The sequence below is a fragment of the Pontibacillus sp. ALD_SL1 genome, assembly GCF_017355605.1.
Map to the genome: position 1 here is coordinate 580,345 of NZ_CP062975.1, position 13,086 is coordinate 593,430.

18 protein-coding genes are annotated in these 13,086 nt (G+C 38.4%); 13 read left to right on the plus strand and 5 right to left on the minus strand.

Features of this window, described 5'->3' with window-relative positions:
* Positions 1–18: 18 nt before the first annotated feature.
* Entirely contained in the window at positions 19–225 is a 207-nt protein-coding gene (locus tag IMZ31_RS22180) for a hypothetical protein (RefSeq protein ID WP_207530622.1), read from the minus strand.
* A 931-nt stretch (positions 226–1,156) separates the two neighbouring features.
* Between IMZ31_RS22180 and IMZ31_RS22185 the strand changes: the two genes are divergently transcribed.
* From IMZ31_RS22185 to IMZ31_RS22230, 10 genes are all read left to right on the plus strand, one after another.
* On the plus strand, positions 1,157–2,047 hold the full coding sequence (locus IMZ31_RS22185) for a permease (protein WP_207530623.1): 891 nt from the start codon (positions 1,157–1,159) through the stop codon (positions 2,045–2,047).
* A gap of 12 nt (positions 2,048–2,059) precedes the next feature.
* Positions 2,060–2,899 carry a TIGR03943 family putative permease subunit gene (locus tag IMZ31_RS22190; protein ID WP_207530624.1) on the plus strand — a complete coding sequence of 280 codons (840 nt, stop codon included), beginning with the start codon at positions 2,060–2,062 and terminating at the stop codon, positions 2,897–2,899.
* A 464-nt stretch (positions 2,900–3,363) separates the two neighbouring features.
* Complete coding sequence (locus IMZ31_RS22195) at positions 3,364–3,552, plus strand: hypothetical protein (RefSeq protein WP_207530625.1); 189 nt, start codon at positions 3,364–3,366, stop codon at positions 3,550–3,552.
* Between the two features lie 21 nt (positions 3,553–3,573).
* Positions 3,574–3,747, plus strand: a complete 174-nt coding sequence (locus tag IMZ31_RS22200; protein ID WP_207530626.1) for a hypothetical protein — start codon at positions 3,574–3,576, stop codon at positions 3,745–3,747.
* Between the two features lie 129 nt (positions 3,748–3,876).
* Positions 3,877–4,212, plus strand: coding sequence for a hypothetical protein (locus tag IMZ31_RS22205; RefSeq protein ID WP_207530627.1), 336 nt, complete (start codon positions 3,877–3,879; stop codon positions 4,210–4,212).
* Between the two features lie 236 nt (positions 4,213–4,448).
* Positions 4,449–4,853 carry a hypothetical protein gene (locus IMZ31_RS22210; protein WP_207530628.1) on the plus strand — a complete coding sequence of 135 codons (405 nt, stop codon included), beginning with the start codon at positions 4,449–4,451 and terminating at the stop codon, positions 4,851–4,853.
* Positions 4,854–5,680: 827 nt separating this feature from the next.
* Positions 5,681–6,031, plus strand: coding sequence for a hypothetical protein (locus tag IMZ31_RS22215; RefSeq protein WP_207530629.1), 351 nt, complete (start codon positions 5,681–5,683; stop codon positions 6,029–6,031).
* Between the two features lie 53 nt (positions 6,032–6,084).
* A complete protein-coding gene (locus IMZ31_RS22220; protein ID WP_207530630.1) occupies positions 6,085–6,222 on the plus strand; it encodes a hypothetical protein in 138 nt (45 codons plus the stop codon).
* Positions 6,223–6,587: 365 nt separating this feature from the next.
* Positions 6,588–7,547 carry a hypothetical protein gene (locus IMZ31_RS22225; protein WP_207530631.1) on the plus strand — a complete coding sequence of 320 codons (960 nt, stop codon included), beginning with the start codon at positions 6,588–6,590 and terminating at the stop codon, positions 7,545–7,547.
* A gap of 294 nt (positions 7,548–7,841) precedes the next feature.
* On the plus strand, positions 7,842–8,252 hold the full coding sequence (locus IMZ31_RS22230; protein WP_207530632.1) for a hypothetical protein: 411 nt from the start codon (positions 7,842–7,844) through the stop codon (positions 8,250–8,252).
* A gap of 39 nt (positions 8,253–8,291) precedes the next feature.
* Here IMZ31_RS22230 and IMZ31_RS22235 read toward each other — a convergent pair whose 3' ends face one another.
* Positions 8,292–8,726 carry a hypothetical protein gene (locus IMZ31_RS22235; RefSeq protein ID WP_207530633.1) on the minus strand — a complete coding sequence of 145 codons (435 nt, stop codon included), beginning with the start codon at positions 8,724–8,726 and terminating at the stop codon, positions 8,292–8,294.
* Positions 8,727–8,965: 239 nt separating this feature from the next.
* On the opposite strand from IMZ31_RS22235, the gene IMZ31_RS22240 reads away from it, so the two are divergent.
* A complete protein-coding gene (locus tag IMZ31_RS22240) occupies positions 8,966–9,598 on the plus strand; it encodes a hypothetical protein (RefSeq protein ID WP_207530634.1) in 633 nt (210 codons plus the stop codon).
* A gap of 62 nt (positions 9,599–9,660) precedes the next feature.
* Positions 9,661–9,786: a hypothetical protein gene (locus IMZ31_RS24695; RefSeq protein WP_256438038.1), complete on the plus strand. Its 126-nt coding sequence runs from the start codon at positions 9,661–9,663 to the stop codon at positions 9,784–9,786.
* 101 nt (positions 9,787–9,887) lie between these two features.
* On the opposite strand, the gene IMZ31_RS22245 is transcribed toward IMZ31_RS24695, so the two are convergent.
* Complete coding sequence (locus IMZ31_RS22245; RefSeq protein ID WP_207530635.1) at positions 9,888–10,472, minus strand: hypothetical protein; 585 nt, start codon at positions 10,470–10,472, stop codon at positions 9,888–9,890.
* Between the two features lie 452 nt (positions 10,473–10,924).
* Between IMZ31_RS22245 and IMZ31_RS22250 the strand changes: the two genes are divergently transcribed.
* Positions 10,925–11,203: a hypothetical protein gene (locus tag IMZ31_RS22250; protein ID WP_207530636.1), complete on the plus strand. Its 279-nt coding sequence runs from the start codon at positions 10,925–10,927 to the stop codon at positions 11,201–11,203.
* A gap of 212 nt (positions 11,204–11,415) precedes the next feature.
* Here IMZ31_RS22250 and IMZ31_RS22255 read toward each other — a convergent pair whose 3' ends face one another.
* Both IMZ31_RS22255 and IMZ31_RS22260 read right to left on the minus strand, forming a co-directional pair.
* Positions 11,416–11,700: a hypothetical protein gene (locus tag IMZ31_RS22255; RefSeq protein WP_207530637.1), complete on the minus strand. Its 285-nt coding sequence runs from the start codon at positions 11,698–11,700 to the stop codon at positions 11,416–11,418.
* A gap of 376 nt (positions 11,701–12,076) precedes the next feature.
* Positions 12,077–12,865 (minus strand): DUF1097 domain-containing protein, encoded by a 789-nt coding sequence (locus IMZ31_RS22260; protein WP_207530638.1) that lies wholly within the window; start codon positions 12,863–12,865, stop codon positions 12,077–12,079.
* Positions 12,866–13,086: the final 221 nt, after the last annotated feature.

Sequence of the window (13,086 nt, forward strand, 5' to 3'; positions counted from 1 at the left end):
CTAATAACGGGGAAGGAATCACCCTTCATTTTTGTAGAACGAGATGCAGGGCGCATGAATTCGGTTTCTTGATATCCATTCCCATTCAACTTCTTGCTCTAACGGGAAGTGATCAGGGAGTTCAACCTTCAACGTGATTAATTCTTCTTCCAAATCCTCGAATTCATCACCCAGCCATTGCCCAAGTGCGTCCACGCAAGAATTGTAATCAGAAAACAGGAACACCCCTTTTTTTCGCCTTCTAATTTACAGGAACGTTCTCCCAAGGTAGGAATTAGCCCGTGTTCCAGGATGGATTCCAGATTAGATATTGGCGTAACATGAAACAATGTTTTCATCTCATCACCCTTTCTTATATGATGGCTCTTAGTTTAATTTTAAGGTTTTTTTGGGAGATCGCAACGGAATATATGTATCATTATGATGAATATATGTATCATTAGAACGTTTATGTCGGTCTATTACTTTTCAATACAAAAGAGAAAGTGATTAACAATTGGGATGAGAAGAAGAAGGATATGTTCCGATGTATTTTCTAAGGTCTTCCCAAAAAAGAGAACCCAAAAATTGTGATGACCGCAGGAACGAACGGAATAAATTCGTCTTTATCGTACTCTTGATCTTTATAGTGGTTTGCGGTAATTTAGAAGAAAGGCCCCAGCGCCGACTCGAATCACAGCGGGCGTTTCCCAGCCAGAATCGGGAGCTTTAACAAAGTTGGTGTTTCGCCACCAAAAGTGCGAGGTTTAATGTTTTGGAAAAGTGAGAGCTCTTCCAATGTGTAAGGACAAAAGGGATGGCGTGAGCTCTCCCTTTTGTCTTGTTAGTTTATGATATTGAGGAGAGGTCCTGCCATATAGTGGACAATGAAATGAAGGTTCTGCTTATCTTATACATTCGCCTGCCCCGTCGCAGGCACAATCACGCCAGGGGATTCTCCTGACGGTTCATATTCTTCCGCGCTTGTTCGCGGACATATCCATACGAAATGAGTAATTTCACCCCACCTTTTGTGGTCATAAAGAAGGGTCCTAATGTTAGGGCTCTTTTTTTTGTGTGTTCAAATACTCCTGGTTAACGAATGAAACACTACATAGGAGGTTTTAACGTTTTTAGCAATAAAAGGAACATCAGTTGTAAGCAAGGGGTGAAAAGGATGCAAGAACTATCCATTATTAAAACCGTGTTTTTAAGCATTATATTAGAAGCATTTCCTTTTATACTGTTGGGAATCGTGATTTCCTCTATCGTACAGGTTCTGGTACCAAATGATGTATTCAAAAAATGGCTCCCGAAAAACATGTATGTTGCTTTAATCCCTGCAACATTCTTAGGGTTTCTTTTGCCTGTTTGTGAGTGTGCCATCATCCCTCTCGTCAGAGGATTGATAAAAAAGGGACTTCCCCTTCATCTTGGTATTGTGATGATGATCAGTGCTCCTGTGATCAATCCGATTGTTATATTATCAACGTATTTTGCCTTTGGGGATAAACCATATATGGTTCTTCTGCGAGTTGGGATTATTGTGCTTTTATCGCTCATGATCGGTTTGATTTCGAGCAAGTTGTTCAAAAAGAACCAGTTGCGTGATATAAAAGGAGAATCAAACGAAACCATAGTGTCCGAGGGGAAAGAAAGTGCATTCAGGAAAGTGAAACACGTGTTATATCACGTGAATGATGAAACGATAAGCACAGGAAAGTATATTATTTTTGGTGCGTTTATAACAGCGATCATACAAACCTATATGAGTCGTGATGTGTTTGCTTCTTTGTCTCAAAGTGAGGCAGCAGCTCCGCTGTTTGCCATGACTTTTGCGTACATATTATCGATTTGTTCCAGTTCGGATGCGTTTATCGCAGCTTCTTTTAAAGGGATCTTCTCTACGTCTGCCTCGTTGGCGTTTTTAACATATGGTCCTGTCTTTGATTTTAAAAACACGATTATTATGCTTTCGTACTTCAAAGTTCGTTTTGTTTTAACGATGTTTGTGCTTGTCAGTGTATTGGTTTATGTCATGTGTTTGTCCGTAGGATTCTTGATGTAGGGAGGTGTAGCAATGAGAAAATTCAACCATATTCTGTTTTCAGTCATCTTTTTGGGGTACGCAGGCCTTCTTTTGAAATTAATCGCATCGGAGAATCTCAAGTATTACGTTTCTCCTAAAATGAACGTGTTTATGTATTTTTTCTTAGGGATGCTGTTTCTGTTATCCCTGACTGAAGTGCTGCGATTTTTCAAAGCGAAGGATATAGCTGAAATAAGCTGCGGATGCGGGGGAGAACATCATAATCACAATCATAAAAGGTGGCTGAAAAATAGCGTGACGTATTTCTTTTTTGTGGTTCCATTGGTTTTTGGATTTGCTCTGTCTGATCAGTCATTGGATAGCTCGTTGGCTGAAAAACGCCTTGTCCAAAATACGAATCAGACGAATACAGGGACAGCTAAGCAAGAGTCAGAAAAGGAACATGAAGCGAATGGGATAACGACGGAGGAACCTATCGTGATCACGAGTGATAACTTCCTGTATTGGGTGGATCAATTTATTACGAATATCGATGAGCATGTGGGCAGAAAAGTAGAAACAATAGGGTTTGTTTTCCATAATGCTGATTATTTTAATGAAGATGAAAAATTTGTTGTGCGCTATACGATGACATGCTGCGCGGCGGATGCCTATCCAGAAGGTGTTGTCGCAAAAGGGGAACTGATAAAATCGGTCCCAGATGATACATGGGTGAGAGTCACGGGGACGCTTGCGAAGAATCCAGTCGAGGGGTTTTATCATCCGATTGTGTTAATCGATCGTGTTGAAACCATCGAAACACCTGACGAACCATATATATATTTAGATTTTAGCGAAATGCTGGATGCGGAAGATTCCTTTGAAGAGTAAGCGTTTCCCATCTAACTCCTATTGAAGGGTCTTAAAAGGCAAAAAAAAGTGAGTCCTTATTACAATTCACACTTCAGTTATCTGTGAATTTGCATTTTGGTCAGGTATAGAAAGACCAAAGAACGGCAAAAAAAGCACCTCATAGGGGTGCTTTTCTAATGGAATCAAGAGATCCTGATACATCGGTTTAGCTATTGGGGTGTTGCGTAGAAGTTTTTTTATATATTTTTCACCTATCAACTTTATCTGCTTATTCAGGATGAGACCATTTTCGTCACCAATAGCAATCACAGGTTTTTCTGTTTGAGTGTATTCATTTTTATAATGGCATGCAACAGAATAGCTCTGTATCACATTTAATTCAGCGTAACCAATAAGTTCCTCTATGAACTATGGAATTTTCATCCAAACCCTGAAACATGACGTATAATGGAAGGGATCAAAGAAGAGAGGGTGGGCTTATTATGATTATCGAAGTGAGTATTGTAGAAGAAGAAACGCAGGAAGATCATGAATTCCAAGTGCATGTATGGGACGTGGAAGAGCAAGAAAATGCAGAAGAGTTGGAAAGAACCTTCTTTTCGTCAAAAGAAGCATCGGATTATGTGGACTCGTTGGTTCAAGACAAAAAATATGTGGTGTATCATGTCTAAAAGGGTCTAGGAGGAATATTCATGGGTAAAACGGTGGTTGCCAGAAAAGAAGCAAAGATATTCGGGGCGTTGAAAGATCGAAAATGTGAAGTGCTAAAAGAAGACTTTTACAATGGAGAGGGTCATTATGTATTAAAAGATGTCAAGACAGGAGAAGTGTTTGAATCCCCTGATGTTTTTTGGGGAGAACAGTAGCGAAATGATAGGGATAACATGATATATGTGACGTTCAATCGAATGGTATGAGTTCGTCAACTAGAGTTGACGCCGACACGCAAAACACGTGGTATATTCATCTTATAACCGATAAAGGAGAGGATAGGAATGGAACTTCAAGCAAGCACAAACAATCAAATGGTGGTCATGGTAGAGGGAGAAGATAGAAAGGTTCTGGGAGAAGCCGTTCAATTCGGTTTGAATCACATTGAGCATGATTATTGGCATGATGAAGAACTGGAAACGAATGCATTAGAGAAATTGCAAGGAGAGTTATCTAAAAGCGAGCCTCTTGATCTTAATTGGGAAGGGATGGCTACTTTGAAGAACGCCTTGTATTTCGTCACGGAACATTATGATTCTTCTGTACAGGGCGACGTGTTTTCAAACGAGACGATTGAACGCATGGAATCGATGATTGAGTATATTGAAGACAATGAATAACCAAGTCTTCATAAAAGAACTCCGTTAAGGAGTTCTTTTTGATTTATATACGATTCGTAAGGGGACTCACGGCTTGTTTTTTTGTGTGACGTCTCCTTTTAGATAGACGAGCGAGAATCCTCGGTATTACAAATGCCGAGAGGTTCACCGTACACGGTATTTTCTGTTAATGACTGCGAAGAGGTGCTTTGTTATACTAAACAAGGTATTTGCATGAATACAGAAAGGCGGATTCGATGAACACAAAAGAGGTTGTAATGGATCGGGAACATATTTGGAGACGGGTTGCGGATTGTTTTGTGCTGCCTGCCAGACGTTTACGAGATGAAAGTTCAGATGCTGAAAAAGGAAGAAAGTTTATAAAATTCATGTCTCAGAGTCAATTTAATTGGGTGGAGAAAAACAAGATTGGCATGGACGAAGATAGCATAGGGCGTGAATGGGTATTCGATGTTGATGGTGAAGAAGTATCCATCATCGAAATGAAAGAAGGACGTTTTAGCTCCATCCACACGACTTTTGGTTCCATCGATGAATACGATGAAACCGCTGAAGGTGAAGTAGCCATTGTCGAATTCATATGGTCTCTTCTCTTGTTGCTAGAAACGGAATGGAATGAATTAAAAGCATTTAAAGAGTGATAAGGAAAGGGCCAGGGTATCCATTTCAAGGTCTTTTGTGTATGAGAATCTACAAAGTTTTGCCGATTAAGCGTTCGCTACCACATAAAGATTTTTTTCATTTGTCTTTTCGTAAAGGGTGGCTTGAAAATTAAATGAAATATGGGTATAGTAGCAGTAGTTTGAGGGCTTGGCGGTTGTCCCTGGCAAAAAAACAAACCGAAAACGAGTGAGGTTGAAACCAGGGTGAATAGGCACCTCCTAATAAACTCGATACTCTTACTGGACTTCGTGCGCCAGTGGTTGGCAAGCAACGGAAAAACTTGTGATAGACCCTCCCATAAGAAAGAGGGGTTGGCGAGCAACGTTAAAACCTAATGTTAAATAATGGGTGGATAAGGCAGCGAAAGCATAAGACCAGCCACAACTTACGATGGATGTTGAAATAGATTTATTCATTTACGAATACTGCCCTTTGGATTGATTCCACTGCGGTCTTAAATTCCTTATAGAACTGGAAACGTCGGATCGACGATCTCCCTGAAAAGATTGCGCTCCGTACATCCGCCTGTCTCGTCACAGGCAAATTCACGTTATGGTTGCACCATAACGGTTCAACATCGTCCTGCCATAGTTGCGGACACTTCAAAATCTCCTTGGTCAAACCGACTAAGGGGATTTTTTTATGCCTGTTTTTTGATCAATGATTGAGGAGATATCCTCTAATAGTGGTTTTTTTTCAATGGTTATAAACTCCCTGGTTTATTTCGATATGATTATTGTATTGTACGAAGATTTTGTTATGCATTTTGCTCTTTGCGCATGAATATCATAAATAAATAGAGGTGATGCATATCCATATTCGTGATTATTATCAAAAGAAAAGCGATAAAATGGCTAGAAAATTAGGTTTAACCAAGGAAGAGCAGTATATTGCCGAAACGAGTTTAGATTGTTTGTGTTTCTTCAACCCCAACATCAATCCATCTTATTTTGAAGGATCAAAAAACACAAGCGAATTATTTAACAACGATAGGGAACTATTTGGTCGTTTCTTCGGAGCGCTCGTTAAGGAGTTTGATTGCTTATCCGTCATAGACCTACACGAAATCCCTAAAGGGAAAGAGTTCGAACAGTTTCCGACATTTATAGATATCGCGGAGTTCTTTTATGAAAAATATATGATGACAAAATCGTAATATTTGATATATTCCCCATGTAAGATACAACTAAGACAAAGGAGGTTGCCGTTTTGAATGCCAAAAAAATGATCCAAAAACTCAGGATGAAGACATTGCAACAATTTTGGCGAAATAAACCAAGCTTGCAACAGAAACAATACCAAAATAACGTCGATTTAACAAAGTTGAAAAAAGAAAAACAACAATAAGTTTATGCAGCGATCACAGATGAAATAGATAAAAGCAAATACTAAAAGCGCCTCTATAAATATTTTTAGTGACGATATACTTTCGCCACTAAATTTTTCTCTGCTCTATCACACTGTATGTACATAAGGTCGTATTATCTTGCATGACAGATCGTATGTTCACTATAAAAGTGTTTTGTGCATCGATTTTAGCATCGAATCATAATCAAGTATTTAATTAAGGTTGTGCGCGATGTGTGACGAAATATATGATAGTGTGACAGAAAAAATAAACTTATAAAGGGGGGATTGTTATAAAAATTAAATTAAGTTTGTTAATGACTGTGATAATTTTATTTTTGGTAGCTTGTTCGATCGAGAAACAAATGAATGATCCTTTCGGCTATGTTTTCGCTGATAAGAATCATGTGATTTTAATCCAAGTGAATAGTCATGATGGTGAATTGGTAGGTAGGGTTAAGATCATTGAAATTGAAAAAGATTATAATAAATATAAAATGAATGAACAATTATCATCGTTTACAGGCAAGGTTTCTGGGGAAAGTTTGTCCTTTACTTTTGGTGACGGGATGTTTAAATCGAATGTTATTGGTGATTTTACGCATGGTAATATAATTTTATATAGCGAATTAATTGAAGATAATGAAAAGATGATTTTTAACTCTATTAGTGAAGAAGAATATCAGAGGAAAAAGGAAGAGTTAAATAAAGATATTGAAAAAAAGAATGAAGAAATTAAGAAAAGAGAAATTGAAGAACAAAGGGCAAGGGAAAAAGAAGCTAAGGAAAAGAAAATGCAAGACCATATTGATCTGTTATATGCAGGTTTTGAATCTAACGGACCATTTGAAGAAACCATGGAATCTAAGGTTAAAATAGTGGATAAGAAGATCGAGGAACAGCAAGAAGAGTTAGAGCAATTAATAGATACGTATGAAAAAGATATGGACATGGTAAAGAATAAAGAGTTCGGTTTTGGTTATGGAAATATGGATATGAATTACGAAGTGTCAGATGTCAGCTATAAAAAAACTTTAGCGGAAGATGAGATAAAAATAATCGAGGACTTCTTGGAGGATGCAAAGGAATACGAAACACTCATGAACAAAGCGTTTAATGCTTATTTAAAATTAGCGAAAGATTTAGATGCAGAAGTATTTATAAAACGAAGCACCGTTGAGAATGCTATTGAAAATCGTAACAAAACAATACATAAATATGAGAGTATTTTATTGGAGAAATACAACGAAACGGATAACATATTGTCCGAGGCAAAAAGATATGAAGAAGAAATGAAAATTGCGATCGATCAGGCGGAAAAATGATTCTTTAATACAACATTACAATAAAGGATTGGAATGCTTGAAATGTAGCAAGTTAATTTCTGGTAATATCTTATAATAATGGTTACAAATAAAGAAGTGTTAAGACACTTCTTTATTTGCTGTTAGGCTAATTTTCAATATATTTATTCTTTGATTGGTTTAACGTTTCAATTATCTAAACAATTTTCGGTAGTATGGGGTTGTTTTATTATTTTCTTGCTGATTCGAACGTGTGTTTGACTCATGGGTGAACTAGTGGTAGGTAAAAGGTTGTTATATAAAGGAGGGAGGTCAGTGAAACGTTGGATTTCATTCATGTTAATGCTACTGTTATCGGTGGCCTTAGTCGCATGTTCCGATTCAGATGCAGACGAAAAGAAAGAGTTTATTGAAATAGATTTCAGTGAACAGCCCATAAGAAATGCCTATGAAGAGATGGAAAGGGCTACTTATCACAATCATCCGTTTTCCTTGAAGACAAGCGATTCCATGGACGCTGATTACCATCAAGTAGAACGGCAAAAGGGTGAAAAGACGTATCATTATTCTGTTACGTCAGGCGGATTCGGCCCTATGGATCCACCACCTGATGAGGTTGATTCTTGTAAAAAGATCCGTATTAAAGAGGAAAGCAATCGTTATATTGTCTCCTTAAAGAAATGTGAAAGTGGTCAAAAGCGTTCGTTTACTGTATATAAAATGTAAAAAAAAGAGCTCTGCTCCTCTTTTGCTGAATCCATGATTCTACTCTTTTATGGGTAACTCCATATTTATCATAAAATAGTCGCCCTTCTCAGGGTGTAGTTTTAAGTGATCGCCCTTTTGACTATCCAAAAGGATGGCATTGGATTTATGGTCGTCGGGTATGCGATCCGAGTAATGAAAGGGAGTTATCGTTCCATTATGATAGATGATCAATTTGTATTGTGGCGCGAGCATATCCATTACGCTTGTAGAAGCTCTTTCAGCCCTTCTTAATGATCTTATGAAAGAACGTATGACCTCTTGATCCCTAATGGTTGTTAGAATTTCTTCATCAAGAACACCATTCGTCATCTTATAGACTTCTATTTTATCCGATCCTCCATTGCTCTCATCTTCGTGCGTAGAAAAATAAAGGATGAAACCTATTCCAATCACGAATAGTACAATTCCGATTGCAGCCCACATTTGTTTCATCTTTTTCACCTCCAGCATGAAATCAACCCATTCGTACCTTACATCGAAGGTTGGTTTGACTCGTTAATTATCTTTTTAACCGATATTTTCCTATTCCCTTTTTCGATAAGAGCTGTTCTTGGTTTTAACCTTTAAGAGTCTGGATGAGCGGGAGAAATTTTAAAATAAAGTGTAGAATTTCCGAGCATATCCCACTATACTACGTTGAAAGCTCAAAAAGGATGGGGGATGGAACGGGTATGATTCGTGAAGAGTTTGTATCACTAAATGCGAAACTATGGAAAATGTTAACCGAAGCATGTTTTGGATGTATTCCAGAAAGCTCTGTCACCATAACGGACAAGAATGAAATGATTTCATTGCTGGATGTGATCGGAAAACATGCAGCTTTGCACAACCTGTATCTGCCATCTGGAGGAGACAGGGACATAACGGGGGCAGCGTGGTCTCATGAAAAAGGGATGCTAGAATTGAGAATGGGTGATGACGCGCTTATTGTCAATGCACAATCGTTGACGTTTTATCGGAATGGACATGATCCGAGATGGTGGTATATCCGCCTTCGCGCGATTCCTTTTCAGGAGAGCGGGTTGGTGAAGCTTCATGCGTTCGAGAATTCAGAAACCCTTTATTATTACGGGGAAGAACTGAACGAAATCGCTCCTGGTGTGTATAAATCCTTTGATGGATATGATGAAGATGAAAGGATCAAACGTACGGTTATACGGAAGGTTCGTGGCGGTGACTTTGTATTCTTTTCAAAAGGTGCGCCGTACTTGTTTGTAAAAGAGAGCACAAATGCCCTCCACAACAAGATGAATGAGGTTGCGTTTGATGAGGCAGTTCGTCATGCGGTTTATTCTGCAACGTAAAGAAACTCAGGGCACCACATTCTCGATATATGAGTGTCATAGGGGAAAGGGGGAATCCCAGCATGCTTAAAGCTGTATTCCGTGAGAACAAACAAAAAAGAGTGGAAAATTGGAAACGGTTAGCTAAAGAATTACGTGACTTAAATCAACAAGCTCAAGATGAAAAATTGAGGATTAAGAATGTTTAACGTACAACTCAAAAAGGGTGGATGATTCCGCCCTTTTTTTAGTATATAGAAAAAAGAAAAAGAGCCGCGTAGTGGGCTCTTTATAGAGTAAATGTCTTGTTTTAAGAAGTGACAGCTTGCTTTTGCTGTGAATTGAAATAGCCTTCTCCTTCTTTTGAATGTTTTAGAGGTTTTGCTTCTTTGATGAGTCGTTCGAATTCTTCTGGTGCGGCGTCTTTTGGATCCTCTCCGAAGTTACTGAAGTACTTTTTGCCTTTATGTTCAGTGAGGAAGTAAAGATTCATACGATGCGTCCCGTCATGATGATGACCAAGAAGCGTCACAAGTTTTGAGTCTGGATCGATATCTACTTCGGTGTCGTCTACATCTCCCATGCATTCAAGCGGATTCGTTTCCGCATCAATGATGCGTCCGCCGTAAAAGGGTCCATTCCAAACCCCAACTCTACCCGCTAAAGCGATATGGGTGACTTCTGTGCGGTATCGTTTCTCATAGCGTTCGATTTCGTTGTTGAGGTAAGAAGCAAAATAATTCTTTTCGTCATTCCACCCTGTCTGTGACCATTCAATGGAATCAGTTTGAATGTTTGGATCTTCTTTTAAAGACGTGTAATCTCCGATAGCATAACAATCCTCTGCTTTATCGTACCCTTCCATGCACCATGATGATGATAATACAATCGTCATCTTTCATCTTCCTTTCTCCATTAGATGTACTTCCTTCTAGTGTAAACGAAAAACCATTAGTTTTTATGAAAAAACAATGGTTTAATTCTGTCGTCTAACACAGTTCTGCCTAACGTTTCGAAAGCGCTTCGTTAACGAATTCTTCCTGATCTTCTCTGGCCATGACTTCAATTTTGAGTTTCCAGTATAGGTACTTTACTAGATTGGTGGGCAAAAGGCTTATTATGCTCCATACACTTTTATTAATGAGTGAGCGCATCATTCTGTCATCCCTTTCTCATACTTTTGTTGTTGTTATTAGGGTATGCCTGGAAATCTCTCCACAGAATATTTAAATGATGAAAATGTCGGCATTGCCTTGAGGGGGAGCGGAAAAGAAACGGAGAAAGTGCTCCCTTTTTTGGAACGCGTGCTAGTATAAGAAGGAATTCAATTCAGAGAGGATGACGGAGATGGAATTAGGGATGAAATTGCACGATCATATCAAATCAGGCAATACTGTTTACAAGGTGATCCGCGTGTTTCTTCACCGTGATGAATGGAACGGGACAGACATGATGTATGGGCTCCAAACAAACCTGTTTGGTGGAGAAGTGATCTGTGCTAAACGCGCTCGCACCGTAGATGAGTATTTGCATAACATCGGTATGGAATGGGAGCGTTACACATTCCCGATTGCAACAACTTCAACACATCCAATAACCGCACAACAAAACGCAAGACAGGATTAGTCTACGCGAAACATAAAAAACGCTCGGGTCTTTCGTGCCCAAGCGTTTTATTATTGCTCTCAATCATGCACGTTTCCTGTTGTCAGACAGTGGGTCAGTATCGCTACAATGACTATCTGGCTGAACGTTTTTGATGCGTTTGAGAACATGAAGGAATACAAAAAGAGCGGAATCCCGCACTTTTTGTATGAAACTCTTTTTTTATTCGCCTTCTAACTTATCTCTGCCAATTCCTTTAAAAGTACTTCGTCGTCGGATTCAAAATTAGCTCCACCAATAGCCGTGTTTCTTGCTATTGCCGTTTGCGCTTCTTCCGTTAAACTCAATCCTCTAGCGTCGGCTAAGACGGCAATTCGAGGTTGAAGGGATCGGGCAATTTCATCCCATTCCCTGAACATAAGCTCGTTTTGGCTCTCGCCGCAAACCTCTTCTAATGCGTTGGTAGGCAAGAGTTTTAATAGGCGCCATGAGTTTTTCTTGATTAGTGAACGTATCATAATGTCATCCCTTTCTCATAGTTCTTTTGTTGTTATCAGGATATGCCTGAGGTGGATAGTGTATGAGGGTTAGCCAGGGGGACAATAATCATTACAAGTTATGTTTACTTGCGCTCATTTCGGTTTTCGTCCGCTTTTAATAGTGGGTTGTTTAATTTACGGTTAAGTAATGTTCATCATAAGGTATGGCCTATTCCTCGTAATCAAGTATAGGATGCATAATTCGACGCAACTGTTTTGGTATTAACACTATTAAACAACTTAACGAAATTTAAAGCATATTGTTATCTTTCAAATATAAGTAAAATACTGAATTATGATTATCTAATTCCTCTCTTAATTCAATGTAGTTGTCATAATAATACAAGAAGCGATTTCAATCATCGTCGTTTTGTGAAATTTGGAATTTGTCTAGAGCTGACATGGACAAATTAAATTCCCTTAATACGCTTTTAACGATCTGGATCTCTTGATCGGTTAGGTTTCCAAACGTTTCATCATGAAAAGTAGGATCCATTACATTTTTGATGGTATTTATTTTATCCATAGAGGGATTGTACAACTCCAAATAATTGTCTTTAATAATGAATAATTCTTCAAAGGATTTCGGGTTTGGGTTCTCGATTACATGCCAGAGAGTCTCGTCAAATCGATCCATGGAGTCAAAAGCGTTGTTTGTTTCCTCTGAATACAAGCTTTTTGTGATTTTGTTGTACGTGGAGATATCACTATTGTTTTCATGGTGAAGGAAATTAGAAAGCAATAGGAATCCTATAATAACGATGATCGTAACTAAAAAAATTTGCCATTTCGATATTGATACATATTCCTGTGATGAATAACGAATTCTCAAACCGTGATACAAAAAGACTATACCTAATGCAATGGCTACAAATAGCAATATTGGAATTCTTCCGCCGCCCTCAAGTGCAGCAAAGGTTGCGAATCCTCCAAAAAAAAGCAAAAGGATAAAACCCGCGGTTAGAGAAAATTTGGATTGTTCTTTTTTGCGTAGTTTGGAGTCTTCAGCAAAAGATGATAATTGTTCTGCTAGGGATTCATCACATCCAGTATTTATTAATTCTTCTTTTATATAGACAGCATCGTATCCTATGACAGCGAGTTTTTTTGCTGTTTTTGTGTATTTTTTAACATCTTTATACAATTGCAACACCCCTTTTATGATTTATATATAAATATGAGAATCTATACAAGTTTTAGGGGGTGGTTAATAGTTAGTTAGGAAATATACAGGTGGGGTTTACGCTTTAGTCCAATTGAATAATGGAAAAGAGATGGCGAAGAGGATAAAGCGATATTGTTAGAACCAATTTCTATCAGTCTGAGTGACATGATGAAAACGTTGTCGATACGTTTGGAAGAAGG